34 protein-coding genes and 2 pseudogenes are annotated in these 24,536 nt (G+C 67.8%); 15 read left to right on the plus strand and 21 right to left on the minus strand.

Translation table 11 applies throughout. The features are described 5' to 3' along the window. From J7E91_RS31550 to J7E91_RS31570, 5 genes are all read right to left on the minus strand, one after another. On the minus strand, positions 1-192 hold a 192-nt coding region (locus tag J7E91_RS31550), incomplete at its 3' end, for a DUF3618 domain-containing protein (RefSeq protein WP_214910286.1). Beyond that, on the minus strand, positions 189-608 hold the full coding sequence (locus J7E91_RS31555) for a phage holin family protein (RefSeq protein ID WP_214910356.1): 420 nt from the start codon (positions 606-608) through the stop codon (positions 189-191). The genes J7E91_RS31555 and J7E91_RS31550, both read right to left, overlap by 4 nt. A gap of 62 nt (positions 609-670) precedes the next feature. Further along, positions 671-817, minus strand: coding sequence for a YegP family protein (locus J7E91_RS31560; RefSeq protein ID WP_214910287.1), 147 nt, complete (start codon positions 815-817; stop codon positions 671-673). A gap of 141 nt (positions 818-958) precedes the next feature. Beyond that, positions 959-1,540, minus strand: coding sequence for a phosphatase PAP2 family protein (locus tag J7E91_RS31565; protein WP_251016551.1), 582 nt, complete (start codon positions 1,538-1,540; stop codon positions 959-961). Between the two features lie 96 nt (positions 1,541-1,636). Beyond that, the gene (locus J7E91_RS31570; RefSeq protein WP_214910289.1) at positions 1,637-2,728 is read right to left on the minus strand and encodes a YihY/virulence factor BrkB family protein; all 1,092 of its coding nucleotides are present in this window, start codon (positions 2,726-2,728) and stop codon (positions 1,637-1,639) included. 128 nt (positions 2,729-2,856) lie between these two features. Between J7E91_RS31570 and J7E91_RS31575 the strand changes: the two genes are divergently transcribed. The 4 genes from J7E91_RS31575 to J7E91_RS31590 all read left to right on the plus strand — a co-directional run bounded on the left by J7E91_RS31575 (position 2,857) and on the right by J7E91_RS31590 (position 5,139). After that, entirely contained in the window at positions 2,857-3,660 is an 804-nt protein-coding gene (locus J7E91_RS31575) for a DUF2382 domain-containing protein (protein ID WP_214910291.1), read from the plus strand. Between the two features lie 98 nt (positions 3,661-3,758). After that, complete coding sequence (locus J7E91_RS31580; RefSeq protein ID WP_214910292.1) at positions 3,759-4,028, plus strand: hypothetical protein; 270 nt, start codon at positions 3,759-3,761, stop codon at positions 4,026-4,028. Between the two features lie 437 nt (positions 4,029-4,465). Further along, positions 4,466-4,726 carry a GlsB/YeaQ/YmgE family stress response membrane protein gene (locus tag J7E91_RS31585; protein WP_214910294.1) on the plus strand — a complete coding sequence of 87 codons (261 nt, stop codon included), beginning with the start codon at positions 4,466-4,468 and terminating at the stop codon, positions 4,724-4,726. A gap of 218 nt (positions 4,727-4,944) precedes the next feature. Next, the gene (locus tag J7E91_RS31590) at positions 4,945-5,139 is read left to right on the plus strand and encodes an antitoxin (RefSeq protein ID WP_214910295.1); all 195 of its coding nucleotides are present in this window, start codon (positions 4,945-4,947) and stop codon (positions 5,137-5,139) included. Positions 5,140-5,507: 368 nt separating this feature from the next. Here the strand turns inward: J7E91_RS31590 and J7E91_RS31595 are convergent, their stop codons facing one another. After that, the gene (locus tag J7E91_RS31595) at positions 5,508-5,738 is read right to left on the minus strand and encodes a hypothetical protein (protein WP_214910296.1); all 231 of its coding nucleotides are present in this window, start codon (positions 5,736-5,738) and stop codon (positions 5,508-5,510) included. Between the two features lie 304 nt (positions 5,739-6,042). Between J7E91_RS31595 and J7E91_RS31600 the strand changes: the two genes are divergently transcribed. Then, positions 6,043-6,525: a hypothetical protein gene (locus J7E91_RS31600; RefSeq protein WP_214910297.1), complete on the plus strand. Its 483-nt coding sequence runs from the start codon at positions 6,043-6,045 to the stop codon at positions 6,523-6,525. Here the strand turns inward: J7E91_RS31600 and J7E91_RS31605 are convergent. The 3 genes from J7E91_RS31605 to J7E91_RS31610 form a co-directional block, all read right to left on the minus strand. After that, positions 6,488-6,922 (minus strand): transposase, encoded by a 435-nt coding sequence (locus J7E91_RS31605; protein ID WP_308377518.1) that lies wholly within the window; start codon positions 6,920-6,922, stop codon positions 6,488-6,490. The genes J7E91_RS31600 and J7E91_RS31605 overlap by 38 nt on opposite strands. Continuing rightward, positions 6,883-7,317, minus strand: a complete 435-nt coding sequence (locus tag J7E91_RS37125; protein ID WP_308377519.1) for a transposase — start codon at positions 7,315-7,317, stop codon at positions 6,883-6,885. Before J7E91_RS37125 ends, J7E91_RS31605 begins: the two co-directional genes overlap by 40 nt. A 263-nt stretch (positions 7,318-7,580) precedes the next feature. Then, positions 7,581-7,991: a DUF3995 domain-containing protein gene (locus J7E91_RS31610; protein WP_251016552.1), complete on the minus strand. Its 411-nt coding sequence runs from the start codon at positions 7,989-7,991 to the stop codon at positions 7,581-7,583. Positions 7,992-8,448: 457 nt separating this feature from the next. Between J7E91_RS31610 and J7E91_RS31615 the strand changes: the two genes are divergently transcribed. Beyond that, positions 8,449-8,862, plus strand: a complete 414-nt coding sequence (locus J7E91_RS31615) for a hypothetical protein (RefSeq protein ID WP_214910299.1) — start codon at positions 8,449-8,451, stop codon at positions 8,860-8,862. Between the two features lie 12 nt (positions 8,863-8,874). On the opposite strand, the gene J7E91_RS31620 is transcribed toward J7E91_RS31615, so the two are convergent. Continuing rightward, positions 8,875-9,297: an Hsp20/alpha crystallin family protein gene (locus tag J7E91_RS31620; protein WP_214910300.1), complete on the minus strand. Its 423-nt coding sequence runs from the start codon at positions 9,295-9,297 to the stop codon at positions 8,875-8,877. Positions 9,298-9,619: 322 nt separating this feature from the next. On the opposite strand from J7E91_RS31620, the gene J7E91_RS36455 reads away from it, so the two are divergent. The 4 genes from J7E91_RS36455 to J7E91_RS31635 all read left to right on the plus strand — a co-directional run bounded on the left by J7E91_RS36455 (position 9,620) and on the right by J7E91_RS31635 (position 12,667). Continuing rightward, complete coding sequence (locus J7E91_RS36455) at positions 9,620-9,886, plus strand: CBS domain-containing protein (protein ID WP_308377520.1); 267 nt, start codon at positions 9,620-9,622, stop codon at positions 9,884-9,886. 589 nt (positions 9,887-10,475) lie between these two features. After that, positions 10,476-10,730 (plus strand): hypothetical protein, encoded by a 255-nt coding sequence (locus tag J7E91_RS31630; protein ID WP_214910302.1) that lies wholly within the window; start codon positions 10,476-10,478, stop codon positions 10,728-10,730. A gap of 774 nt (positions 10,731-11,504) precedes the next feature. Then, positions 11,505-11,633: a hypothetical protein gene (locus J7E91_RS36900; RefSeq protein WP_285439158.1), complete on the plus strand. Its 129-nt coding sequence runs from the start codon at positions 11,505-11,507 to the stop codon at positions 11,631-11,633. A gap of 201 nt (positions 11,634-11,834) precedes the next feature. Beyond that, a protein-coding gene (locus tag J7E91_RS31635; RefSeq protein ID WP_374224812.1) for an IS5 family transposase occupies positions 11,835-12,667 on the plus strand; the annotation gives its coding sequence in 2 pieces (ribosomal slippage) (positions 11,835-12,177 and positions 12,177-12,667; 834 coding nt in all). A 43-nt stretch (positions 12,668-12,710) separates the two neighbouring features. Here the strand turns inward: J7E91_RS31635 and J7E91_RS36460 are convergent. The 10 genes and pseudogenes from J7E91_RS36460 to J7E91_RS31685 all read right to left on the minus strand — a co-directional run. Further along, a pseudogene (locus J7E91_RS36460) lies at positions 12,711-12,854 on the minus strand (helicase); the annotation flags it as partial. A gap of 128 nt (positions 12,855-12,982) precedes the next feature. After that, on the minus strand, positions 12,983-13,417 hold the full coding sequence (locus tag J7E91_RS31640; protein ID WP_214910303.1) for a hypothetical protein: 435 nt from the start codon (positions 13,415-13,417) through the stop codon (positions 12,983-12,985). Between the two features lie 48 nt (positions 13,418-13,465). Continuing rightward, the gene (locus tag J7E91_RS31645) at positions 13,466-14,098 is read right to left on the minus strand and encodes a hypothetical protein (RefSeq protein ID WP_214910304.1); all 633 of its coding nucleotides are present in this window, start codon (positions 14,096-14,098) and stop codon (positions 13,466-13,468) included. A gap of 414 nt (positions 14,099-14,512) precedes the next feature. Next, entirely contained in the window at positions 14,513-14,749 is a 237-nt protein-coding gene (locus J7E91_RS31650; protein WP_214910305.1) for a helix-turn-helix transcriptional regulator, read from the minus strand. A gap of 28 nt (positions 14,750-14,777) precedes the next feature. After that, positions 14,778-14,990 (minus strand): hypothetical protein, encoded by a 213-nt coding sequence (locus J7E91_RS31655; RefSeq protein WP_214910306.1) that lies wholly within the window; start codon positions 14,988-14,990, stop codon positions 14,778-14,780. A 50-nt stretch (positions 14,991-15,040) separates the two neighbouring features. Then, positions 15,041-15,235, minus strand: a complete 195-nt coding sequence (locus J7E91_RS36465) for an ATP-binding protein (protein WP_251016553.1) — start codon at positions 15,233-15,235, stop codon at positions 15,041-15,043. A 373-nt stretch (positions 15,236-15,608) separates the two neighbouring features. After that, a complete protein-coding gene (locus J7E91_RS31665; RefSeq protein WP_214910307.1) occupies positions 15,609-15,986 on the minus strand; it encodes an STAS domain-containing protein in 378 nt (125 codons plus the stop codon). Between the two features lie 708 nt (positions 15,987-16,694). Further along, the gene (locus J7E91_RS31675) at positions 16,695-18,338 is read right to left on the minus strand and encodes an IS1182 family transposase (protein WP_214910310.1); all 1,644 of its coding nucleotides are present in this window, start codon (positions 18,336-18,338) and stop codon (positions 16,695-16,697) included. Positions 18,339-18,477: 139 nt separating this feature from the next. After that, positions 18,478-18,747: a hypothetical protein gene (locus tag J7E91_RS31680; RefSeq protein WP_214910312.1), complete on the minus strand. Its 270-nt coding sequence runs from the start codon at positions 18,745-18,747 to the stop codon at positions 18,478-18,480. 261 nt (positions 18,748-19,008) lie between these two features. Beyond that, positions 19,009-19,557, minus strand: a pseudogene (locus J7E91_RS31685) (hypothetical protein); the annotation flags it as partial. A gap of 482 nt (positions 19,558-20,039) precedes the next feature. Between J7E91_RS31685 and J7E91_RS31690 the strand changes: the two are divergent. Next, positions 20,040-20,768: a DUF4142 domain-containing protein gene (locus tag J7E91_RS31690; RefSeq protein ID WP_308377521.1), complete on the plus strand. Its 729-nt coding sequence runs from the start codon at positions 20,040-20,042 to the stop codon at positions 20,766-20,768. Positions 20,769-20,828: 60 nt separating this feature from the next. Continuing rightward, positions 20,829-21,248, plus strand: coding sequence for a hypothetical protein (locus J7E91_RS31695; protein ID WP_214910314.1), 420 nt, complete (start codon positions 20,829-20,831; stop codon positions 21,246-21,248). Positions 21,249-22,870: 1,622 nt separating this feature from the next. Here the strand turns inward: J7E91_RS31695 and J7E91_RS31700 are convergent. Then, a complete protein-coding gene (locus J7E91_RS31700; RefSeq protein WP_214910316.1) occupies positions 22,871-23,440 on the minus strand; it encodes a TetR/AcrR family transcriptional regulator in 570 nt (189 codons plus the stop codon). Positions 23,441-23,522: 82 nt separating this feature from the next. Between J7E91_RS31700 and J7E91_RS31705 the strand changes: the two genes are divergently transcribed. From J7E91_RS31705 to J7E91_RS31710, 3 genes are read left to right on the plus strand one after another with little or no spacing between them, the layout of a single operon-like run. After that, a complete protein-coding gene (locus J7E91_RS31705; protein WP_214910318.1) occupies positions 23,523-23,669 on the plus strand; it encodes a hypothetical protein in 147 nt (48 codons plus the stop codon). Then, positions 23,666-23,815, plus strand: coding sequence for a hypothetical protein (locus J7E91_RS36470; protein ID WP_251016554.1), 150 nt, complete (start codon positions 23,666-23,668; stop codon positions 23,813-23,815). Before J7E91_RS31705 ends, J7E91_RS36470 begins: the two co-directional genes overlap by 4 nt. Next, the gene (locus J7E91_RS31710; RefSeq protein ID WP_251016555.1) at positions 23,816-24,193 is read left to right on the plus strand and encodes a hypothetical protein; all 378 of its coding nucleotides are present in this window, start codon (positions 23,816-23,818) and stop codon (positions 24,191-24,193) included. Positions 24,194-24,536 lie beyond the last annotated feature (343 nt).

The raw sequence follows: 24,536 nt of genomic DNA on the forward strand, positions 1-24,536 counted from the left end.
CCACTCCAGCGGACGTGACCTCTGCACCTGCACCTTTGCCTCAGTCGTCTTGTGCTGAACCTGTGCTTTCACATCCGCCTTGCCGGGCAGAGCCTCAACCGTCTGCCCGAGCTGCTCGCGCGTGGCCTCGGCCTTCTCACGCAGTTCCTCAGGCGTAGGGGTCTCGTCATGGGACTGCGGCTTGTCACTCATCGGTGCGCTTTCTCCTTGATCTCGGCCACGTCGGCCTTGACGCCGTCGATCGCCCTCTCGGGTGCCGGCGGGCCGGCCTGGGCGACCTGCTTCTTACCCACCAGGGCCAGGACGCCGGCGATCACCAGCAGCACGCCGAAGACGATCAGCGCCGACGCCCACACCGGCAGCACCAGGGCCAGCGCGGCAATCCCCGTGGCCACCAGAGCCTGCAGCGCGAGGAACGCCACCATGCCCGCGCCGCCGAACAGACCGCCGCCGATACCGAACCGCTTGCCCTTTTGGGCCATCTCCGCCTGCGCCAGGCGCATCTCGTCCCGCACCAGCTGCGACAACTGCTGTGACGCCTGCGTCACCAGCGCCCCAACCGAGTCGTCCTTACCGCTTGGCCCCGTGGGGTGCTCAACGGTGCTCATGGTCATCACCCGCCCTTCCTTGAAGTACCTCCCCTTACGAGGACTCCTTTTTCCCATCCTCGTCAGTTCTGCTTGCCGTCGCCGCGGGTGACGTCCTGGATGGGGGCGTCGGCGTTGCGTTTGACCGAGTCGATGCCGTTCAGGCAGGCACGGTGGCTTTCGTAGTGCTCGCCGGTGGCGATGATCTGACCGTTCGTCGCGATCAGCACGAGTGGTAGCCCTTGCCGGGCTGATGCCGGACCTCATAGCGCGCCGCCATTGCACAAACCTCCGAGTTGTCGTGGGCGTGTCACCGCAGCGGGTACCCCGGCGAAAAGGAGCCATCCTCGATTCCTTGGGGGATCGGCGGTTCACAGCAGGCGGCGCAGCCACAGCCCGGGAGCTCGGCGGACCAGCCAGGCACTGGCCAGTCCAATCACCGTGCCGACGGCCACGTCGCTGGGGTAGTGCGCCCCGGAGTGCACCCGCTCGACCGCGACCGCCACCGCCGGGACCGCGCAGGCAGCGCCCCACCCGGGGCAGGTGCCGGCGACGGCGACGGTGAAGCCGACGGCGGCAGCGGTGTGCCCGGAAGGAAACGAAGAGCTGTCCGGGCGGTCGTGTACATCCTCATGGGGGATCAGCTCCTTGGGCGGTCTGCGCCGCTCGTAGAGCTGTTTGCACACCGCGTTGGACACCAGCTCCGCCACTCCCATGGTGGCCAGTCCCGCGACCGCGGCTTTTCGTTCCCGGTAGCCGCCGGCGGCGGACATGATCGCCGCCGCGGCCCACCACAGTTTGGTGCGTTCGGCCGCCGACTCAACCGCTGGCAGCACTTGCCGCGCCAGGGGCGAGGTCCAGTGCGCCATGCGGCGGGTGAGCCGACGGTCGCCTTCCTTGAGATCAGCCAGGCCGGTCATGTGCGGGCGGGTTCCCGCCACCGCGTCTGACATGCGCAGACGGTCGGTCCTTGCCGCTGGCCTGGCTGACGGGCATGCGTGGCGCGTCGCGAACCAATGGCACGGGGGTGTGGGGTGTGAGGGCTGGGTTCAGTCGAGGCGGCGGCGGTCTTCCTCGGTCCACTTCGCGGTGTCACGCGGTACGACGTACGGCTCCTCGGTCTCGGGGTGGCCGCCGTCAATGGCACGCTGACGGGCCATCTCCGCGTCGAATTCGAGACCGAGCAGGACCGCGAGGTTGGTGATCCACAGCCACACCAGGAAGACGATCACACCGGCGAGGGTGCCGTAGGTCTTGTTGTAGGAGGCGAAGTTGGCCACGTACAGGGCGAAGCCGGCCGAGGCGATCATCCATAGCAGCAGCGCGAGGAAGCTGCCCGGGGTCACCCACTTGCAGCCGCGGCCCCTGGCGTTGGGAGCGGCCCAGTACAGGATCGCGATCATGATCGTCACGAGCAGGACCAGGACCGGCCACTTGGCGATCGACCACACCGTCATGGCGCTGTCGCCGACTCCCAGGGTGGCGCCGGCCCGCTGGGCGAGGGGGCCGGTGAACACCACGATCAGGGCGCTGACGACTGCGAGCACCATCAGGACCACCGTCAGCACCAGGCGCAGCGGCAGCACCTTCCACACGGGGCGGCCTTCGGGCATGTCGTAGACGGCGTTGGAGGTGCGGATGAACGCGGCGATGTAGCCGGAGGCCGACCACAGGGCCAGCACCAGACCCACGATGGCCATGAGCGATCCGGTGCCGCCGTTGCCCTGCAACTGCTGCACGGCGTTGGAAATGATGTCCCGGGCCGGGCCGGGGGTGAGCTTTTGCAGGTTGTCCATCACCTGCTGGGTAGCGGACTTGCCCGCGATACCGAGCAGGGACACCAGCACCAGCAGGGCCGGGAAGAGCGAGAGGACCCCGTAGTAGGTCAGGGCTGCGGCCCGGTCGGCGAGCTCGTCGTCCTTGAACTCCTTCACCGTGCGCTTCAGTACCGCCCACCACGACCTCTTGGGCATGGAAGTCGGCTCGTCGGGCGCGTTGCGCTCCACTTCCGGATCCGGCCCGATGGTGCCTGGCTCTTGCGAGCCTTCGTGTTTGCCGCTCGTACGGTCTCCATAGCGATCGGCGCCGTCGTGGCGGCCGACTTGGTTTCGCTGCTGTTGTGGTTCCGGTGTCCGTGCCATGCCAGATGGGTTACCGCCCTCGGCGGAAGAAAACGGATTCCCTTTGCACGGGCTTGCGGATGTTTAGTCCCCCTGGATGTCGGTCAGCCGGACGGGGAACCCAACACCGAGGAAGCAGGAGGGTTGAGTTGATCACCCGAGAGCAGATCCCGACCGTGCTGGATCATCCGGTCTACGACGCCGAGGGCAACAAGCTCGGCGACGCCAAGCATGTCTTCCTTGACGAAGCCACCGGCCGGCCCGAGTGGGTCAGCGTCAAGACCGGCATGTTCGGCACCAGCGAATCATTCGTGCCGATCAAGGACGCCACCGTGGTCGAGGACCACCTCGAGGCCCCCTACGGCAAGGACAAGATCAAGGACGCACCCAACGTCGACGTCGACGCCGGCGGACACCTCTCGGCGGATGAGGAGCACCGCCTCTACGAGCACTACGGCATCGCCTGGGACCAAGCCTGGCAGCAGGCCAACCAGCCCGGCGAAGGTGGCTGGGCCCACACCGGCACCACGCCCGCCGCCGACGACACCAGCGCCTCTGACATGGCACGCGGCGGTGACGAGGCGATGACCCGCTCCGAGGAGCAGATGCACGTCGGCACCGAACGCCGCGAGGCCGGCCGGGCCCGCCTGCGCAAGTACGTGGTGACCGAAGAGGTCCAGCAGACCGTCCCCGTCCGGCACGAGGAGGTCCGCATCGAACGCGAGCCGATCACCGACGCCAACCGCGATGACGCCCTGTCCGGCCCCGAAATCTCCGAGTCGGAGCACGAGGTCACCCTGCACGCGGAGCGCCCCGTCGTCGAGACCGAGGCCGTTCCGGTGGAGCGGGTACGGCTGGACACGAAGGAACACGTCGAGGAAGAGACGGTCCGCGGCCGGGTCCGCAAGGAGCACATCGAAGCCGACACGCCCGACCGCGACACCGACCGCTGACCAGTGGTTCCTTCCGTATGCCGGAGAACAAGCCGATCGCCCGGACGCCCGGGGAGTCCGGGCCGCGTACCGCACCACCTGTTGAACGAGGAGAATGCATGGCCAGGGTCAAGCAGCCGCTCACCGACGACAGCATCAAGGTCCGCCAGCTCAGCCACTACCAGTTCAGCTGGGTAGCCGGCGAACCCGGCGTCCCCGGTACCTTCACCCTCCAACTCGTCCTGGACGAAGGCGCCTGGGAAGAGGTCCTTACCGTCGACGCCAATGACGCCGATGTCCTGCAAGACCTGCTGGAGAACACCGGCACCGTCCACTACGACGTCGCCCGCCGCACGCTGATGTTCGGCGTCACCCCCACCGGCAGCTGAACCCAGCCAGTTGATCGCCCGCCCCGCTGCCAGCCCCCGTCACAAAGGGCTGGCAGCGGGGCGACCGCGTGATACGACCGCATCCACGCCGCCCGGCACACAGCCGCGCCCGGCTTTCACCCACATGCCCGTGTGCCGTTGCACGGTGCGCGGTAGTGCCGGTGACAGCTCACCACCGGACCATTGCGGTGTGCCATGGGCTGTGGCGACGCTCCTGCCATCAGCCACCGTGCACAAGCCGGGAGCGCCCAGGCGCAGTCTGCCCAGCTTCGCAGCAACCTCGGCCAGCGGCATAGAGCGAGTCTGTAGTAAACGCTCTGCGTCGGGCTCTGTTCTGCGTTTGCCTCCATTGTTCGGTGACGAGTACAGCGCGGCTTGTCGGGCATGCGGGCTATAGGTTCCCGAAAGATCGGGGCATTCGAACAGGAGGAGTTGTCGTGTCGTTCCTATGGGCCATCATCGCGGGACTCATCATCGGCCTGCTGGCCAAACTCGCGCTGCCCGGACGTCAGCCCATTCCCCTTTGGCTGACGGTCCTCCTCGGTATTGTCGGCGCCCTTGCCGGCAATACGCTCGCCAGCGTCTTCGGCGTACGCGACACCGGCGGCATCGACTGGATCCGACACATTTTCCAGATCGGCGTCGCTGCCCTCCTCATCGCCCTCGTCACCCCCCTGTGGGCCCGACGACACGCTTGAACCGCTCCACTCCCGCCCTGTCAGCCGTATCTCGGGCATCTTCATGAGCAAAAGCGGCCACATGCCCTGGCTGATCGGCCGTGAAACAGCTCGCTCATGCCTCAGCACGGCCACGAGACCGCGAGGGCGGATCAGGCACAGCAGCGGTTCTTACCACGAGTGAAGGGTACGAGCTGCAGCGTACGACGACACACCCGCTCTACCGCAGGAGGTATCTCATGGGCAAGCTGGGCGATATGGCCAACAAGGCCAAGGAGATGGCCAAGAGCCACCCGGATCAAGCCGACAAGGGTGTCGAGAGCACGGAACGTGCGGTCGATGAGCGTACCGGGGACAAGTACGACGCTCAGACCGACAAGGCCGCCGACGCGGCCCGTCGGTCCTACGGAGAGGGCGGCACAGCCGGCCACTGAGTGGTAACTCCGGGCTGAGGTCCCCAGCGCCTGTGCTGGGGACCTCGTCGCGCCCAGAAGGGCCGCGTCCTACCCAACGCGGCGCCCTGCCGTCGTGCCGACCACAGGCCGCTCGGGTACTCGTCCGGACCTCGGCGGCCGATCGGGGCCGGGGGCAGCGGCGGGCAAGGATGATCTATTCCTCGTCGTGCCGGCCAGGCACGAGGCGCCCGGCGCTCTGCCACCGTCCTGCGAGGTCAGTAAAGATGGGTTCGAGCTCAGGGCGGAGGACCGTTTCACTGCCGTCTCCCTGGACGTCGATGGCCGGGGCGGGCCGGGTCGCCGTGGTGGTGGTCATACGCCGCTTAACGTTGGTCGGCCCGGCCGGGTTACCCCTGGCGGTGGGTCTGGCGTAGGGCTTTGCGGGCCGTGTCGCCGGCCAACAGCGTCGAAAACTCCTCAAACGCGATCCGCATGACGTCATCGGGTGTCGCTTGCACGCCCTGTGGCGTGCGACGGGTGGCGAGCTGGGCGGCGCCACGGGCGATGATCTCTTCGCGTGTCGCGTCGTCGAGGCTGTCGTCGTTGAGCGCTGCCAGGACCTGCCGCCACAAGGTCATCGGTTGCTTCTTTCCGGCGGGGCTGACACGCAGGCTTCCTGTGGGTGGGCCCCGGTGGTGTCGCCCTCGGTGTCGCAGGGCTCGGGCCAACGGCCGACGGGGCCGGCAGGCTGGTCGGGGGTGGCACCCAGGACGCCAGGGCCCTTGGTGCGGTGTGGGTGCAGCGGGATCACGGCAACCAGCCTGAGAAGCCATCCGCATCCGAGTCTGATCATTGGGTTTCGGCTGGTCGGGCATGAACTCCCGCTGGCAGTGGGAGAGGTTGAGCGTTCGTCTGCTCGCGTCACGTTCGTGGAGGTGGCTGATGCCGTCGGTGCTCGGTCTGCTGGAGGCCCGGGAGAAGAAGATCCGCGAAGAGGTGGCCCAGCTGCGTGAAGAGGCTGAGCGGATCATGGCCGCGCTCAGCGCGGCAGAAGTGCAGTTGGAACGGCTCGGCCAGGCTCGCGAGACCGTTACCGAGGTGCTGGCCGAGCCGGTCGCCGAGACAACGGGGCAGGTCAGGGCCGCCGCAGTACCGCGGTCGACGGTGCCGCATCGCGTCGAAGGCGTCGGTGCGGAGGTGCTCGCGCCGGAGTACCAGCGGATCATGTCGGTCCTGGCCACGCCGGAGGCCGACGGCGGAATGCGGGCGAGGCAGACCACGATCGCATTGGGCGAGCCCGCGATCCCGGCCCGGGTAGAGGGGGTGCGCTCGCGGCTGAAGCGGCTTGCCGCGCGGGGCTGGGCCACCGAGGTGGAGCCGGGGCTGTTCACCGTCTGCAAGGAGCCGGTGCCGATGGCCGCGTGAGGAAGGCGTCCCGGCGACGCCCGGCCAGGCGGGCGCTCATCAGCATGGTCATGGACCACAGCACCATGGCCTCGTGCATCTCGGGGAGCGTCTCGACGTCGCGCACCAGGCGACGCGAGCGGAACAGCCAGCTCAGCGTGCGCTCTACAACCCACCGTCTCGGCAGCACCACGAACCCCGTGGTGTCGTCGGAGCGTTTCACGATCTGAAGGGTGAGCCGGAGCTTCTCAGCGGCCCAGTCGACCAGGCGGCCCGCATAGCCGGAGTCCGCCCAGACGAGGCGGATGGAGAAGTACCGTTCCCGCAGCCGCGTAAGCAGTGGCACGGCAGCGTGGCGGTCCTGCACGCTCGCCGCGGTCACCCGCACCGCCAGGACCAGGCCGAGACAGTCGACCACCACGTGCCTCTTCCTGCCCGGCACGTTCTTCCCGCCGTCCCACCCGGACGTGGTCTTGGAGATGTTCGCGCCGCGGCCCGCACCGACTGCGAGTCCACGATCGCCGCACTCGGATCTGCATCGCGGCCCTCCTTCGCCCGGACGCGGTCGCGGAGCCGGTCGTGGAGCTCGGCGAGCAGGCCGGTCACCTGCCAGCGGCGGGCGAAGGCGTGCACCCGCTTGCAGGGCGGGAAGTCCGCAGGGAGGTTCGCCCACTTAATGCCGTTTTCGACGACGTACCGCACGGCGTCGAGCATCTGCCGGTGGCAGTAGCCCTCGGGCCGCCCGCCCCGTCCCTGAAGCCAGGCCGGCACCGGCAGCGACCAGCGCATTTCCTGCCACTCGGCCTCCGTCATGTCCGAGACGTAGCACGGGATACGGTCCGGGTGGTCTGCGGCATTCCCGAACCGGTGCGCGAGGCAGTCGCACGGCAACACGCGGGAGTTGGACGCGACGGACACGCTCACGCAAGACTGCGACAACAGAGCCTCCGGAAGCTCGAGCTGTCTCGCATCGCTGAGTTACCAGGAGGCCCTGCCTTCATGCACCGGCCCCGCCGATCACCCGAACAGGAACCCTGTTCGACCGGCAACTCCACTGACCGGGATGCGCATGGCTTCTAACGCCTGCTCGCGGCTACCGCAACAATTCCACTCAGGACGCCGAGTGCCACACACAACGGTGGGTACAGGACAGTGTTCAACCGCTGGAATTCGCTGGCGGCTCCGGAGTTCATGAAGTAGCCACCCAGGCCACGGGCGAGTAGAACCACCGTCAGGCCGTACATACCCACCAGCCGCAGCCAGCCCGGGCCGACCGTCGGTATGGACTCATTGACCATAAGGGTGAGCACAGCGCCACCGATCAGTGCCAGACCCACCAGAACGGTGCTCGGTGCCGGCGGCATCTTGTCATCATCGACGCCACCAATCGTCCTGGAAAAAGTCACCGCATCGCTCATCGGCCAGGGGGAGAACGCCCAGATGAAGTGCAACAGGCCAATTGCCACGAGCACAATCGTCAACGCCATGGGGACCACAGTGCGGACCATACTCAGTGCTCCAATCCCGTGCCGACGCGTGCGGATCTGGTATGGCAACGGCACTTCCTTCCCCGCAGTTGACCCCTCGCGCGCGAGACCTACGCGGTCAGATGCGGTCAGAGCACCAGTACGGACACGCTCACGCAAGTCTGTGACAACAGGGCGTCCGGAAGCTCGAGCTGTCTCGCATCGCCGAGCTAGCAGGAGGTCCCGCCTTCATGCACCGCTCCCGCCGCGATCACCCGAACAGGAACCCTGTTCGACCGGCAACTCCACTGACCGGAATGCGGATGGCTTCTAAGCAACTCAATGGTTGACGACGGCCGCACCGCTGAGGCCGGGCGCCGCCCGCCGACTGGCTGACGTCCGGCGTGTTCGTGGCAGGTCAACGGGAGTGGCGGCGCACAGTGGATGCGAAGCCGACCCTTTACGGATGGAGATGCCGGTGAGTGTGGCCAGTGACAGGGCGACGGGTGAGGAGCTTGCCGAGAGCTTGCTGGAGGGGGTGGTGAACGAGCCGATGCGGGCGGCGACGAAGTTGCTGGGTGCTCACGGCGACGGTTACTGGCTGCGGCGCCTGACCGACGACCAGGAACTCGCGGGCATGGTCGATCATCCGCTGATCGACTTTTCCGGCCGGTATCCCATGGTCGACTGGGACGGTGTCGGCCACCTCCTGGAAACCCCGGGATGGTCCCGCGAGGTCTCCAGGAGTCAGGCGGCGGTGCTGGAGTTCGCCGCGTCGCTGGTGAACCGGTGCCCGGTGCAGATCGGACGGATCAGCCACGCCGTGAACGACGCGGAGTTCCAGCTGCTCCTTGGGGCGATGGAGGAAGCCTCCTACGGCGATCCCCGCTGAGCCGCGCCGGGTTCAGCTTGTGATTTCCTTCTTCTCGCTGCCGCCGTGGCTGACTTCGATCTTGCGTGCCTTGGCTTCGGCGACCAGGATCCGCATGATGAGTACTCCGGCGTCGTAGCTGGCCTCGATGTGGTCGGCATCGAGGGTTTCGCTGAGGAACACCTCGCGGTTGAAGATGCCGTGGGGCCGTTCGGCAAGGAACATGTCGACATCCTTGGCCTCTTGGGCGGAGCGTTCGGCCTTGACGGTGAGGACGTTCTGCTCGACGTTCAGGTCGATCGGTTCGGGATCGATGCCGGGCAGGTCCAGGTGGACCAGCAGGGCACCCTCGTGGCGGTAGGCGTCCATCGGCATGACCGCCGACCGGGCCGTCGTGCCCAAGCGCTGCTGGGCGAGCCGGTCGAGCTCTCGGAACGGATCGGTACGCATCAGCATCGCTCGTCACTCTCTCTCGGATCTCGTGCGTCACGCTTCCCTACACGTGCCGGGTGCCCCATATGCGCCATCGGAGTGCAAAGCGGGACGATCACGCGTGCGGTGGGGGCCCTGCCGGGTACAGCCAGAAGGCCGCGGCCGGTAGGCCGGCGTGATCGACGTGCCCCGAAGTGCGTGAAGTGATGGCCGTTGCGCCCATCACAGTGGGGCCGCAGGCCTCGGTCGCGGAGGTCGCCCGGGTGGTGCGGGACGAGGGCATCGGCGCGGTGCTGGTCGCCAAGGGCGACGAACTGAGGGGCCGGTCACCGACCGGGATCGGGCGGTGCGGATCGTGGCGCGGGAGGGCAGCACGGCGGACTACAGCGTGGCCGATGCCTGCAGCGAGGAGCTGGTCACGGTCTCGCCCGACGACGACCTCGACCGGGCTGTTTCCTTGATGCGCGAGCACGCCGTGCGGCGTCTGCCCGTCGTGGAAAACGCCCTGCCTATCGATACCGACTCCGCTCCGCCCAGCTCCCGGCAGAGGTCGGCGAACACCTGCGCCGGGTCGTCGCCGCCGCCGACCAGCCCACCACCGGCGCACGTATGAACAGTCAGGAATTCTTCGACCGTGTCACTCAGCGGTCCGGCGCGGACACGCCCAAAGCAAACCCATCAGGCACGGGCTGTGATGGAAGTGGTCGGCGAAGCCACCGGGGGCGTTCTGACACGGAAGGTCCGCGAGGCGATGGATGACGAACTCGCGCAGACGCTCTTCGCCGGCAGCGACAGCGCTCCTGCGGCGGACCGCCGCTGACACACCGGGACCCGGTCCCGGGCAGTGCGGCTCGAGCGTGTTGGAAAGCGCGTCGCTGCCTTGAGGTCGGACGTCGTCGACCTGGCGGCGTCGCGGTACCGCACCGGCAACCGGATGATGCGGGCGCTTGGGCGCCGTGGCGCTTTGGCGAGCCGACCGTGGGGGCGTACGAAGGCCCGGTGAGCCGGCCCGGGTGGGCGAAGAACCTGGGCCGGCCACATTTGAGCAGAACTGATGCCCCGCGTGTGTGCTGCTTGCTAACGGCTGCGCCTCAGTGAGGTTGCGCTACTGCTCACTGGCGTTCCTGTCGCGGGCCCTGGGCGTTGGTGGGGCAGGGAAGGTTCCCACGGTGAGATCGCTCCGGGGATGGGTGTCGGCGTGTGTGTACTGGCTGGAGGCGCCGGTGCACGACGGTGACGACTGCGTGTTGTGCGCGCTGTTGCGGCAGGCAGACAGCCGGGGCCGCTGGAGTGACGACTCGGTGGTGGGGCACGCCGGGCCGCAGCCGGACAGCTGCGCATCCGGTGCGTTCGTCTGGCCGGTGGGGGAAGCGGCACTGGGGCGAGGACGGGCGGTGATGCTGTGCGCGGCGGTGATCACGGTCGTGTGGGCGATGGTGGCTGTTGCGCAGAACTGAACCGGCAGACCATGGCAGACCAGGCGGTGCAGCGGCTGCGGTCTCCATCGTTGCATCAGGCGGTGAGCAAGGTGAGGTCAGGATGGTTCTCGCGAGAAGGATGCCGGATCGTGCCATACGGGCACGCCCGCCCGGGACCGGAGCGATCACACGGCGCGTAAGGCACTCAAGAAGGGAGCTCTGCGGGTCTGGCACGCCGCCACCGGTTTGGCGCGGGCGCGAAGGGGTCGAGTGGGGCCCTGGGCCGGGCGCGGCTACCAGGGCCCCTGCGGCGCGTGCATGCCGTGGTGGGTTCATGCGCGCGTCGCCTGGCACAACAGCGTCGACGGCACTCGGGTCACGGGTCGGACTTCTCTCGGGTTGTTCAGGGCCGTCTCGTGTGGGCACACGACTGATGAGTGAGTGGTTAAGGACACGGTGCACCTCCTCCAGGGGCCGACCGCAGTGGTTGGCGGTCGGCCCCGAGGCGTGTTCCGCAGTTTGCTCCGCGCTCGCACTGCTGATGCCCCACTGCGCCGCCCACGGCAGGCGGGTTTCGCCGGGTCCAGCCACACGGTTCGGTGGTGTGGGTAGCCTCCCGAAGGTGACCGATACGCCCGTTTCATCAAGCAGCTGGTCTCCTCGCGGCTGTTCCGTCCGGACGGCACGGTGGAGTCGACGAAGGATCCGGCGGGTGTGGACGCTGGCGCACCGCGGCTACAGCAGATCGGGGCGCCTGGACGTGTGGGTGTACGCCTCGAAGAAGGCGGCTTTGCACGAAGGGGCCAAGCTCACTTGTTCGCCGCCGGCCACTACGAGCAGGTCATGAACCGCTACGAGGAAACTCACCCCGAGACCCACCGGCTGCGCGTCCAGGCGGCCTTCCTCCAGACCACGGACGATCCGGCACCAGTCGGGCCGTGAGTGCGAAGTCCCGGAGCTGTTTGTGACAGTGGTCCGGGACTTCCCTCTGCACTCACATTCCTGGAAGTTCAACGACCGGCTGCTGCCTGGGTCACCGGCTATTCAGGTGCGTGCTCTTCAAGGTCCTGGGCATCGCGCCTCCGGGAGACGACGGGGCTAGGCAGTGTCTTCAAATGATCTTGGGTGGTGGATCATGGTGCCGTGATACGTCGCCATGAACTGTCGGATGCTGAGTGGGAGTTCGTCCGGCCGCTGCTGCCTGAGTCGTTGCGGGGGCGGAAGCGGCTGGACGACCGGCGGGTTCTGAACGGCATCGTGTGGAAGTTCCGGACCGGATCGGCCTGGCGGGACGTGCCCGAGCGGTACGGGCCGTGGGCCACGCTCCATACCCGTTTCCGCAGGTGGGCAGCGGACGGCACGTTCGACCGGATGCTGCGGGCCGCTCAGGCTAAGGCGGACGCGGCGGGTGACATCGAGTGGCTGGTCTCGGTCGACTCCACGGTCGTCCGGGTTCACCAGCACGCGGCCGGGGCCCGAAAAGGGGGCTCCGCGACCCGGCCCTCGGCCGGTCCAGAGGCGGTCTGACCAGCAAGATCCACCTGGCCTGCGACGGATCCGGCCGCCCGCTCGGCTTCGTTGTCACGGGCGGGAATACCAACGACTGCACCCAGTTCACCGCCGTGATGGAAGCGATCCGGGTGCCCCGGATCGGACCGGGACGGCCCCGGACCCGGCCCCATCACGTCCTGGGCGACAAGGGCTACAGCTCGAAGGCGATCCGTGCCTGGCTCCGTCGCTGGGGTATCGCCCACACCATCCCTGAGAGGGCCGACCAGGTCCGCAACCGGGCCCGGCGAGGCAGCAACGGAGGCCGCCCGCCGGCCTTCGACCGCAGGGCCTACAAGCACCGCAACGTCGTGGAACGGTGCTTCAACCGCTTGAAACAGTGGCGCGGCATCGCGACCCGATACGACAAGACTGCCCAGTCCTACGAAGCAGCCGTCACCCTCGCCTCACTCCTGATGTGGGCGTGACATTTGACGACAGAACCTAGCGGTACGATCCGCTAGAACGGACGCCGTCGGCGTCGACCAGGTCGGCAAGGACGCGGTAGTGCCGCTGCCAGTCCAGTGGCCACGGGCAGTTCCAGTCCGGGTCGATCGCCGTCAGCTGCTTCGCGCGTTCCACGGCCCGCTCTGCGTCCTTCCCGAGACCGCCCTCGCCCGCACGTCGACCAGGTGCAGCCGCTTCGACTTCGCGTACGGGGCGGAGCGCGAGCTGAACCGCCCGTAGGTCACCAGGACTACGACATCGCCGCTGTGCAACTGGCGGCCGGCGCCGCGAGCCAGTTACAGCGTCCCGCTTTCCGCCGTGCCCGATATTGCTCCCCGCACAAATCTAATGGCGTAAAGCGTGACGGTAAGCGCGGAAATGACCAAGAGAACTAGGAGCAGGCCCTTACTAGTGCGGCTGGCGGTGGAGGAATCGATGAGTGCGCCTGTCGTGGCAAGCTGCCCGAAAACCCCGAACAGGGTCGTACCTGCGGCAGCCATAAGTCCCCAACCGCGTCCGACTGGGTGGGCCTTCTTGTCCGGGCGGTTCGTCTCTGGCCCCCACATGCATGACGCGGCGTAGACGATCGGTGCAAAAACAATCGTTCCGCCGAAGAGGAGGTTCAAGCCGAGAAAGGGTCCCAGAGAGATGCCTGGTAGCCAGTCCTGGAGGAACCCCGTCGTGGTCACCACCGTTCCGAGGACTGCTCCGAGTGCGGTGATGTTCGTCAACCAACTGTCCTTGACCGACCAGGGCGATTCAATCTTGAGGGCTTTTCTTCACCACTTCTCAGGCAGTGCGCCGAGCCATTTCTCCGGTTGCCACTTCTGCCGGACCTTCAGCAATTGGCCCTGCATCGCCATCAAGCTGCACGCAAGGAGTGCAGCCACAAACGCCCAACACACCGCGTCACGGTAGGCGACGTTACCCTCCACCGCGCGCGTGAGATTGAAGCGAACTGTCGTCGGATCGCTTTCGGGAGCCCCTGTAAGTACGAGCGTTCCCTCCCTGCCCACGCACTTGTCGAGAACCACCAGTTTGATGTCGACAGGGACGGCATTCGGCACTGCCACCTTTTTATGCTTCCCCACGATCTGCACTTCGGCTGCAGAATCCTGTGTGCAGTCATTATCGGCTCGGTTGCCGACCCTATCGAGATAGGCGTGAGAGGCCAGAGCAGACTCTGCTGTGCCGGTACTCGTCACAACTAGCCGTAGGTGCCCGAGCGCACGGCCTTCCGCGGTACGGTCCACTTCCACTTCAGCGGTCTTCTCGGGGCCGGTAACCGAGAGTTTGGGCCGTTCGTCTGCAGCCGCAGCACGCCAGAGCATCGGTCCGCCGACCACAATCAGGGCCGCTACTACTGCGCCGCCCGCCGTGATGACTTCCCCGCAGCTACGCCGTTTGATCACACATGTAGTCAACCATTCCGGGTGAGTGATACCTGGGAGGCGAGCGCCGTCTGTCTCGTTGGCCCCCGCCGCAGCTCGGCGTTCTCGGCTTTGAGCCGCTTGATCTCTGCGGCCTCCTCGACCGGGGCCGGAGCCCTGGCTGCCCTCGCTGAACTCGGTCTCGACTGGGCCGGCTCGTCATGCAGGCCGTGCCTGCTCAGGTCGGTCGCAGAGGGGCATGGGCGGACTAACGCACCGAAGCCGGTTCGGTCCCCGGCGGCTTCGACGTCGGCGACAGGCGGACGTGCCGGCCCGCGCGGAGGCGACGGTGACGGGCGCTGAACAGATGTTCCTCGTCGCGACCCAGAGCCAGCATCAGCCCTAAAAAGACGGCGGGCAACAGCACCGCGATCACCTCCGCAGTGGGTGCGGGTGTCAGGCCATCGTCCCAGCCGGAGTGCGGGCGGCGTCAAGGACATCGGGCAGCGGCAGCCTCAAGGCTGCGGCGATTTCAGCCAATTCCTGCTCGGTGGGAGGAACGGGTCCTTGGGCGCCGTCTTTGGCAAAGACCCTGATGCGCGGGGTGCGAATACCGGTCCGCTCCGCGAGAGCCTGAGCGGTCAGGCGACGGCGGCGCATGGCTACTTGCAGAAGTTCTCCAAGGTCGGCCATACAGCCCGCCTGCCCCGAGCGGCTGCCGTCATACCTCGGGGAACTCTTTTGCAGGAGCGTGGCCGACAATGGTGGCGAACTGTGCGCGCAGCGCAGCAACCGCCTCAGCGGTATCCCGAAGCAGTTCGGCAGCCACCAGGTCCCCGTCCGCCTCGATCCCCACTATGGGACAGGCACCGGCGTAGCCGCCATCGTCTTTGTGACACACGAGGCTGCGCATACTCACGCGGATGACGGCCATGCGACCATCGGCGGTCCGAACGTGCACCTTTTATCACAGGGTGGCCCGGATCACCAGGGAAGTCGGACGAGCACCGTCTTCCCACCGCCGGGCCCGGGCATGACGCGCACCTCGTTGGCCACCCTGGCGATCAGTGTCCAGCCCCACCCACCATGCGCCCCGGTAACGTCCGGGGCGCGGGGCCGCGGGGGACTGGCGCTGGTGTCGCTGACTTCGACCAGCACGCTCTCGTCGTACAGGGTCAAGCGCAGAGTGAGGGCCCTGGGGCGTGGCGAACGGCGTTGGTGACCAGTTCGCTGGTCACCAGCAGTACTGCGTCGGCGGCGGCCGGGCTGGCCGGGCGCCCGCGCAACCGTTCGGCTTCGCTCAGGAAGCCGGTGGCGATTCGGCGGGCCCGGGCGGGTGCGTCCGGGGCTTCATCCAAGTCGACGGAGGCAGGCGGCTGGTGGTTCGTGGTGCTGCTGATACGCCTGCCCAGCAAAAGGACCGATAGCAGAGACCCAGCCGGATCAGCGATGGATAGATGGCAGGTGTGGCCCGTTGGCCGTCCCCAGGCCCGGCCGGCGGGCCCAGCTGCAGCCTGACTGCGGCCGGGTGATACCGCTGGGCGCGGCCGGGCTAGGCGGGCTCGGCTTCGCTGTTGATGGCGCATCCGGCAAGCAGGAGCCGTGCCTGTTCCACGGTAGGGGCGATGTTGAAGATCATCTCTCCGGCGACCAGGGCCAGCAGGGACTGCAGCCGTTCTGAAATCGCGGCCAGCGCCAGCGCGCCCCCGGCGTCCTGTGTTGCCTGCCGGGCTGCCAGCAGTGCGTTGAAGCCGCGTGAATCGCAAAACGCTACACCCGTGCAGTCCAGCACGACTCGGCGGTAACTCGCGTCGATCAGCTTCTCGACCGCCTCAGCCAGCGGCTCCTCGCCGCCCATGTCGAGTTCACCGGTCAATGCCAGTACCGCGTCCCGCTCGACCACTGCCGGTGTGATGACCAGCCTGTTCACCGGCACCCTCCACTTCCTGCCTTCGATGCCGACCCTGGCGGCAGTCACCATACGAGACCGCCGTCCGGATCCTCCCCAGCTGGTTTCCCGTCATGTCAGCACAGGAGGGTGAGCAGTGTCATCGGCGTGGGCCGCTTCCTCGACCGCGCCCCCTGGCTCGCCGTCGGCTATGGCCCCTGCGGCCGGGACCGGCGGGTGCCTGCATGAGGCCGCTCGCCCCGTCCTCTTTTCTGCAGACGCTGTTGGCGAATTCAGATGTTGAGCCCGGTGCGAGCTTCAGCTCGCACCGGGCTCTCCTATAAAGGCCAGTGCTGAGGTGCGAGGATGCGTAAGTGGTGACGGAAGCAGAGTGGGAGCGAGTTCAAGGTGAGCTGCGCTTCGGTCAGGTCTTCACGGGCACTGTCGTCCGAGTGCCCAGGCCCGGGGCGATCGGCGTCTTCGTGGACATTGGCCTCAGTGTCGGAGGGTTCGTCGACGTCGTGCTTCTGCCTCGTCGGCGAAGCGAGGACTGGCCTGTCGAGGGGACAGTGACCGACTTCGAGGTCTGGTGGGTGCACAGCGATCATCAGCAGATACGGCTGAAGCCCTCTGACCCGCAGTACCTGTGCGAGGACTTCGCCGACTTCGTCGCCCGATTCAGGCCCAATTGGCCATCCGACGTCGGCAAATCTGTAAGGGGGCCGAGGCCATCAACTCCGTAGGCGCTGCTCAGCCCTCGCTCTGCTGAAGAGCCGCAAAGTGGGAGACGCGCGTGCGGGCATGGGAGGTACCGGAGAGCCAGGCATCGATGCGGGCGAGGTTGATCGCCGCCCCGGTGAGCTGGTGCTGGAGACTGGTCTTAGCAAACCCGCGGTAGCGGGATCTGCGCAGGCCGCAGCGCCCTACGCCTTGGGAAATGGTGCCTTCCACTCCGGCGCGGAGTTGATAGCGCGTCTTCCATTCGTCGGTTTCCTGCTCGGCCCGGCGCTGGTGCAGAACTTCCTGGATGTCCTGGTCCTGGAAAGTCAGCTTGCGGCGTGGTCCGCGCGTGCAGGAATCCTTGACATGGCAACGTCGGCAGTCGGCCATGGAGAACTGGACTCGGATGTCGACTCGGTCCCCGGCGGGTTCCCTCGCCCAGCGAGTGCTGGTCTTGCCGCCAAGACAGGTGACCTTGCAGTGGTCCCAGTCGATAGTGAACGCGCCGACGGGGAAGCCGCCGTCAGTCCTACCCTGCCAGCTTGGGCCGGGCACCATCGGTCCCACCAGATCAATGCTGTGGTCGCGCCGGGCCGCGACGATGTGTCGGGCGCTGACATAGCCGGCGTCGACCAGGTGCTCGTCGGGAAGCAGTTGGGTGCGGGCGAGACCAGCGTGGACAGCCGGGACCATGTCGAAGTCGCTGACCGTGGCGTCGGTGGTGGCGACATGCGTGATCAGGTTCGGGGTGTCGGCACCGCAGGTCTCAGTGAGGTGGACTTTGTATCCGTCCCAGAAGGTGTCGCGCTTCGCGCCGTCGCGGGCCTCGATGTCATAGGGGTTGACCAGGCGCGTCACGCCTGGTGGCCGGTCTTTTGGGTCGCGCCGCCTCACCTCGCCATCAATGAGGTAAAAGCTCTGGACCCACATCTGCCGCAGGATCTCTACCTGCGGCACCGCCTTGAGACCGGCAGGTGCGTCGGGCGAGGTCACGGCCTCAAGGAGACGCATCCCGTCCGCTCCGACCCGTCGGCCGATCTCATCCCGTTTGGTGCGGGCCTTGGGGAAACGAGAGTCCTCGGCGCGGGTGGCGTAGTGCTTGAACCAGTCCGGCTCGGCGACCTGGATCAGCCAGTCGGGGGCGACGACGGCGAGCGCGTTCAGCGCCGACCGCAGCGTCTCGGCGACCATCTCCAGCCAGACCAGCTCACGGGCCGCGGAGAGCACATGCGTGGAGTCGGTTCGGGCTTTCCCACCACCGGTGAGCAGGCCCTTGTCCCGGGCTGCGGCCAGAATCCCGTCCAGCACCCGCCGTCCGGTGTCGGTCTCGATCAGCCGATCCCGGAACTCTGACAGCACCGAGAAATCAAAGCCCGGATCAGCCAGCTCCAGCCCGAGGGCATACTTGAAGTCGATGCGCGCCCGCACCGCTTCCGCAGCCTGCCGGTCGGTGAGTCCTTCCACGAACTGCAGCACCAGGACCAACGCCAATCGGCCCGGTGACCAGGCAGGCTTGCCCCGGGCGGGGAACAGGTCCGCGAAGTCCTCGTCGCGAAACAGCACCCCCAACTCGTCACGGACCCGGATCGCAAGGCTGCCCTTCGGGAACGCCGCTCGGGCCACCCGAACCGTCTCCACCGGGATCTCCACCGCCCCACCCGGACGCATCGACATCGGCTCTCTCCCCCTACGACAACGTCGGTTCCCAAGACCACAACCAGGTCTTGGGAACCGACGTCACGCGACGCCCCGAATTAGCCAACAGCGTCTTTTCTGCAGAGGGCGGGGCGAGTGGTTGGGGCCGTGGCCGGTTTTAGCTGCCGGCGGGGGTGACACCGAACATCAGGGTGCGACGACTGATGTCGTATTGGACCGTTTCCGTGTTGGAGAGCAGATCCTGGAGAACGTCCGCGTCGTCGGCGTTGACCGTCAGCACTTCTTCCCACGCGCCCTGGTCGAGTACCAGTTGCAAAATGATCGTGCCTGGGGCTCCGGGGCCGCCAGCGACCCAGGTGAACTGATAGTGGCTGAGCTGGCGCACCTTGATGCTGTCGTCCGTGACCGGTTGCGTGACCTTGGCCATGAGGCTTCTCCTTGTCGGATGAGGGCTGGGACTGGGGCTGGTTCGAGTTCCGCGGAGAGACGCTGATCTCGTGCTGATGCCGGGCGAGTACGGCTAACTGCTCGACTGGGCGTGCACGGCTTCGATTCGGGTGGCTGGCCGGTCCATGCGTCCCTCGGTAGCCCGGCCTCGCGCATCGGTTTCGCGGTGCCGTCCCGGCATGCCGTGCTCACGGGCCCGGCGGACGGCGGCGAGACCGGTGCCGCCGGCCATGACGAGGGGCGAGGCGGCCCGGCGTAGCGCCCCGAGCCGTTGCTGCTCGGGGCGCTGCTGCTCTCCGTGCAGGGCGTTGAGAACCAGCATGCCGGCGGTCAGCGCGGGCACCGCCCACTGCAGCAGGGAGAGCTGGCGTTGCGCCTGTTCCAGCGTGATCGGATGCTCGGCGGCGGTCTCGGCGTCCTCGGGGTCCAGGGAGGCGGCGAGTTCCACTTTCTTACCCACCACACGGCTGTTGGCGGTGGCAGCCAGCGCCGCAGCGGTGAGCACCGTCTTGGCCACGGTGGAGGCACCCACCCCGCGCTGGTAGGCCACCCGTGCGCTGTTCGCACCCAGCAGTCCGGCTCCGCCGATGAGGTGGGCACTGATCGCTGCTGCATTGACGGGAGTCCAGGCGGCCCAGCCGGCGCTGGCGATACGCGAGGCGAACATCTCATCGCCGCCCGTTTTCCTCGCGGCCCCGTTCACGCCGATGGCTCCCATCAGGGAACCACCGAACCAGGCGGCCAAACCGATATCGTGCAGACTGCGCAGGACCGTGTTGCGTTGCGACATCTGAACCCTTCCACGACTCAAAGCCCCGCGATCTCAGGGGCCACTCCGACCAGCGTCGGTGCGATTCACGGCACCGGCCAGGCAGGGCGGGCACACGGGCGACAGCCTGAGAACCGCCTGCGCCGAGCTTCCTGCGCCATAGCGAAAGCCACACACGCCCAGCGTGCGTCAAGCGGCGGGTGCCAGTGCGTGCCATCGTTGGCGTCATGTCAGCCGCTGTACCTGGGACGTCAAACGCAACGTGCTGACCGTACGGGCCGAGCGCCACTCCAGTGCGCCGGGGGGGCGTGGAAGTCGTGGTCGCCGAACGGCCGATCGTCTCCTTCAGCCTCTAGCTGCTGGGCTGCTCGCCCCGGCCTCGGGGCGCAGCTGGCTCAGGTCGCCTGCTTCGTCGGCCAGTGGAGTGAAACAGACTGTCGCCCCGTGCTGTCCGGCGTGGTGCGTGGAACGCATGCCCATTGGGTGCTAAAAGAGCGCCGCGCGTGTTGCGCCCGGTCCGATGTCCGGCGGGCGTGAAGGGAGCAGGTTGTGATGCGTACTCGACTGACGTCCGTGGCCGCGCTGGTCGTGGCAGTGTCCGCGATATCGGCGGTTCGGCCGCCGCTGCGGTGAGCGATCAGGATGCGATGTTCGTGAAGTCGGCGCACCAGGGCAATCTCGCGGAGATCGCCGCCGGTCAGGACGCGCAGAAGCACGCGACAAGTGCCTGTGTGAAGCAGGTCGGTGCGGTTCTCGTGCGTGACCACGGCAAGTTGGACGCGGACATAAGAATGCTGGCGGACAAGCTGGATATCGTGCTGCCCGGCACCCCCACCCACGAGCAAAAGCAGGAACTAGCCGCGGTACAGGCCAAGGCCGGCACGTCGGCGTATGACGCTGCCTGGCTGAAGACGCAGGCAGCCGCGCACACCAAGACGCTGGCCATGATCGATCATGAGCTCAACGCCGGGCAGAACAACGAGGTCAAAGCCGCGGCACGGGGGGCACGGCCGGTCGTGGCGATGCACCTGGACATGGTGCGCGGCGGCACCTGCCACGCGGGCAAGGACGCAGGCATGGTCAAGGCCGGAAACGGTGGGCAGATGGCCGCGACGACCGACGGATCCTTCGCGACGGCCGGCGCCGTGAGCGTGGCCGGTGGCGGTCTCCTCGCCGCACTCGGCGGCGCGTGGCTGCTGCGCGGGCGCCGACGGTCGACCCACAACCGTTGAGCTGTCCGGTTGCCGGGCCGCCCAGTTGTCAGGCCGCTCACTCGCTGAGTCGTTGAGCCGATGAAGCGAACAGCGGCCTGCGGCCGGGCGGCCGCCATCGTTGCCGCGGGCGCCGGCCTGGTCGCGTCCGCTGCTGGATTGCTGATCTTGAACACGCCTGAGCGCTTACGGGACGAGGGGGCGATACCGCCCGCGACTGCCGCCACCACGCGGGTCACCGCAGCCATCCCGTCACCGCCCGTAGAGCTTCGCGGCCCGGACGGCTGGCGGGCCCCAATCGTCCCCGTCACCGTGACCCGCGACGGCGCCCTCGCCCTGCCCAAGGACGCCCGCAGCGGGGGATGGTGGGCGCTGGGGGCAGCGGCGGGAGCCCCTCGGGGGACCACCTTGCTCGCCGGGCACGTCGACCCCGGCAGGTCCTTCAGCGAGCGCCCCGTGGTGACGGTGAGGATCCAGGTTTCCACCGGCACCAGGAAATGACCGCAGTGCCAGCCGGACAAGGTGACCAGCGCCGTTCTGGGACCGGCGCGCACCACAGTCGCCACGGTTGTGCTGCGTCCTGCCCCGACAGCCACCCCCTCGTCGTAGTAGGTGCCAAGGGAGAAGCGACCATCCCTGACAGGGATCCGTCGTGACTGTTGAGCGCGGTCACAGCCCCGTAGGGCCCGGCCCCGCAAGGGCGGAGTGGGAGGCCGCGCAGTGTGCGGGCGTGGAGGCGCGGCCCGCAACGCGCGGGATCGCTTCCATCCCGCCACCAGTCAGGCAAGCCCCCGCCTACCGCACGATCAGCCACCCATGCTCACACGGCCGCGCGCGCAGGGACCGCGGTACCGGGGCGGTCATTATTCCCCCGACGCATGAGTGCGCATTCGTTCCCGCGGTAGCACTACGTAAACCAGGTTGTTCTGGAGGACCAGAACAACGGCTGCTGCACCCGTCGTCCCGGCAGAGCGCGTACATCGTTCCCCTGGAGGGGAAACGCGCAGGTGAGCGGGAAACGTTGAGCAGTACGGCCTTGGCTCTGCATGCAGCAGCCGTGCATAGGTCTCGCCCGGAACATCACAGAACTGCGAAGCTGTGCAGCCGCCACACTGGGGCGGAGCGGCAAGGCAGAGGTCGGCATCCGCAGCAGCACCACCGCGGTCGTGGGAACCGGCCACGGTCTGTTCGGGGCCGCGCGGATAGCGCGCGCCTACCCGGTGGCCTCCGCCTAGTGGCTGCCGCCGCCGGCGTCTACGCATACCGCAACCGCACCCGGTTCACTACCGACACTCGCGCGGCACTCGCCCGGTTCGGCACCGAGGCCTTGAAACTTCTGGCCGAACCATTCGTCCAGCACGAGCTACACGGGCGCGACTGGACCGAGGCGGAACGTGGCTCCGCCGGAGACGACGTGCTGTGGCAGGTCGCCCGGGTGCTCGCCCACGCGCCCGAGCCGATGACCCGCACCGCCATCCTCGCGACCCTGCCCGCATCTGCGCAGGAACCGCACTGCTGGCAGATGGACGGCCGGGACGGCTTCTGCACCGCTTCCCCGCATTCCACCAGGCAGAGCCCGGCAGATGGCAAGTCGGCAGGACCAACCTGCACATCACCGCCCCGCCTTGGAAATAGCGGCCGTTCCGCTGTCCGCACTCCCCGCCGTGATCATCTTCGTGTCGCGCGGGTGTGGCGCGTACTTCGCCACACCCGCGGGCCTTCCAACGCGACAGCGGCTCGCCCTACGGTCACGGCATGGAGATCACGACATCTGCCCTGGCTGTCCTACCCGTGACCATCTCCCTGGTCCTGGTGGAAGCGCGTGAGTTCGCGGAATCCTGGAGGTGATGAGCCGCGAACCGGACTGGTGTTGCCGCCCTGGGCCCCGAACGGCGTGCGGGTTCCGCCTTGGCCCGGGGGCCTGGAGCTCCCAGGGTCAGCGCGGCGTATGCGGCGGCCCGGCGACTGAGGTGGTGAAGGGCCGTGGCGAACGTGCCCGCCGCGATGCGGGCTCTGGGCGGGCAGCGCGCGGCGATGAGTGGCCGGAGTAGCTGGGGCGGTGAACCGGATCTCCAGGAGACCCGGGATCCGCCGGCCTTCTGGAGCGGTGGTCTTGGCTGGTTCTAAGGGACCGGGCGCAGGCCGTCGAGGGTGACGGTGACCAGGCGGGTCACCGCGGTCTGGGAAGTCAGGGCGGCCGCGGCGGTCAGGGCGTGGAGGCAGTACTGGGCGAGTTCGGCCGGCGGGACATCGGAGCGCAGGTCACCGGCCTCAGCGGCCTGGGCGAGGAGGTGCTGGAGCATGCCGTGCAGGTGCCGCTCGGCGTGGGAGACGTGCTCACCCTGGTGGAGGAGGGCGGCGAGTTCGCCGCCGTGAGGCTGCCGGGCGATGCCCGCGTACGCCTCCAGCACCGCTTGCAGGCGCTCCACGGCGGTGCCGCTCTGGTCACCGATGCCCGCGAGCTGCTGGAGGTGGGCGGTGACCTGGCGCTCATGCCAGGCCAGCAGGACCGCTTCGACGTCGGAGAAGTACTTGTAGAGCGTCGCGCGGCCGATGCCGGTCTGTTCGGCGATCTGGGACATGGTCACCGACCGCAGGCCGCCCTGGGCCACGAGCTTCGCGGTGGTGTCCAGGATCGCCTCACGCACGGCGGCGCGGTGCGCGTCGATTGTCTCGTTCCATAGCTTCGGCACCCACCCAGGATACGGGCGTCCATAGGGGATACAATCGGTTTCAAGTAGAGACAGGGTGTCTTGAAAAGCATGTGGAGGCGCCATGGCAGGCTCACCGGACCGTCACGATGACGACGGCGAGCGGGCGCCGCGCTGGGTGAAGGTCTCGGCTGCCGTCGCCGTCATTCTGGTCGTGGTGTTCGTGATCGTGCACCTGGCCGGCGGCGGCACGGCGGGGCACGCGCCGTGAACCCGTTCCCGCCGCGGCTGCGCAAGCTCGCCCTCACGCTCCACGTCACCTCCTCGGTCGGCTGGCTGGGCGCGGTCGCGGCCTTCCTCGCCCTCGCCGTGACCGGGCTGACCAGCAGTACGCCGCAGACGGTGCGGGGCGCCTAAGTGGCCATGGACGTGGTGGGCTGGTACGTGATCGTGCCGTTCAGCGTCGCCTGTCTGCTGAGCGGGCTGGTGCAGTCGCTCGGGACGGTGTGGGGGCTGCTGCGCCACTACTGGGTGATCGCGAAACTGCTGATCACTGTGGTCGCGACCGTTTTGCTGCTGGTCCACATGCAGCCGGTCGGCCAGCTGGCCGACGCGGCCGCCCGGGCAGCGCTCGCGGACGGCGAGCTTGAGGGCATGCGCATCCAGCTGATGGCTGACGCGGCCGCCGCCCTGCTGGTCCTGCTCACGGCGGCCGCCCTGTCGGTGTTCAAGCCGCGCGGGGTGACCCGCTACGGCCGGCGCCGCCAGCGTGAGCAGAGCCCGCTGCCGCGCTGAACCCGCTCGCCTGGCTGACCGGCTTGCGGTCAGCCAGGGGCGCCCAGCAGTTCGTTGCACGCCTGCTCGCAGGAGCGGCAGGCTCCGGCGTGGACGCGGACGTGCTCACGCATGTCCGCGTGCCGTTCGAAGGATCACCCGGGTGATGTTGGCGTCGTAGCCGGTGTGCCGCGAGAGGGCCGCCGCGTTCGGGGTTCAGATGCAGGCGCGGTGCATGTCGGTACGGATGGACTTGGCCAGGTCACCCACGATGCCCTCGGACTGGCGGGCGTCCGCCTACGCCGTACAGGCCTGCGCGTCGCGCTGCCTCAGGCTGCCGGATTTCGCCTGACTGTCTTCTCAC

The sequence above is a fragment of the Streptomyces sp. ISL-99 genome (assembly GCF_018614005.1).
GTDB lineage: Bacteria > Actinomycetota > Actinomycetes > Streptomycetales > Streptomycetaceae > Streptomyces > Streptomyces flavidovirens.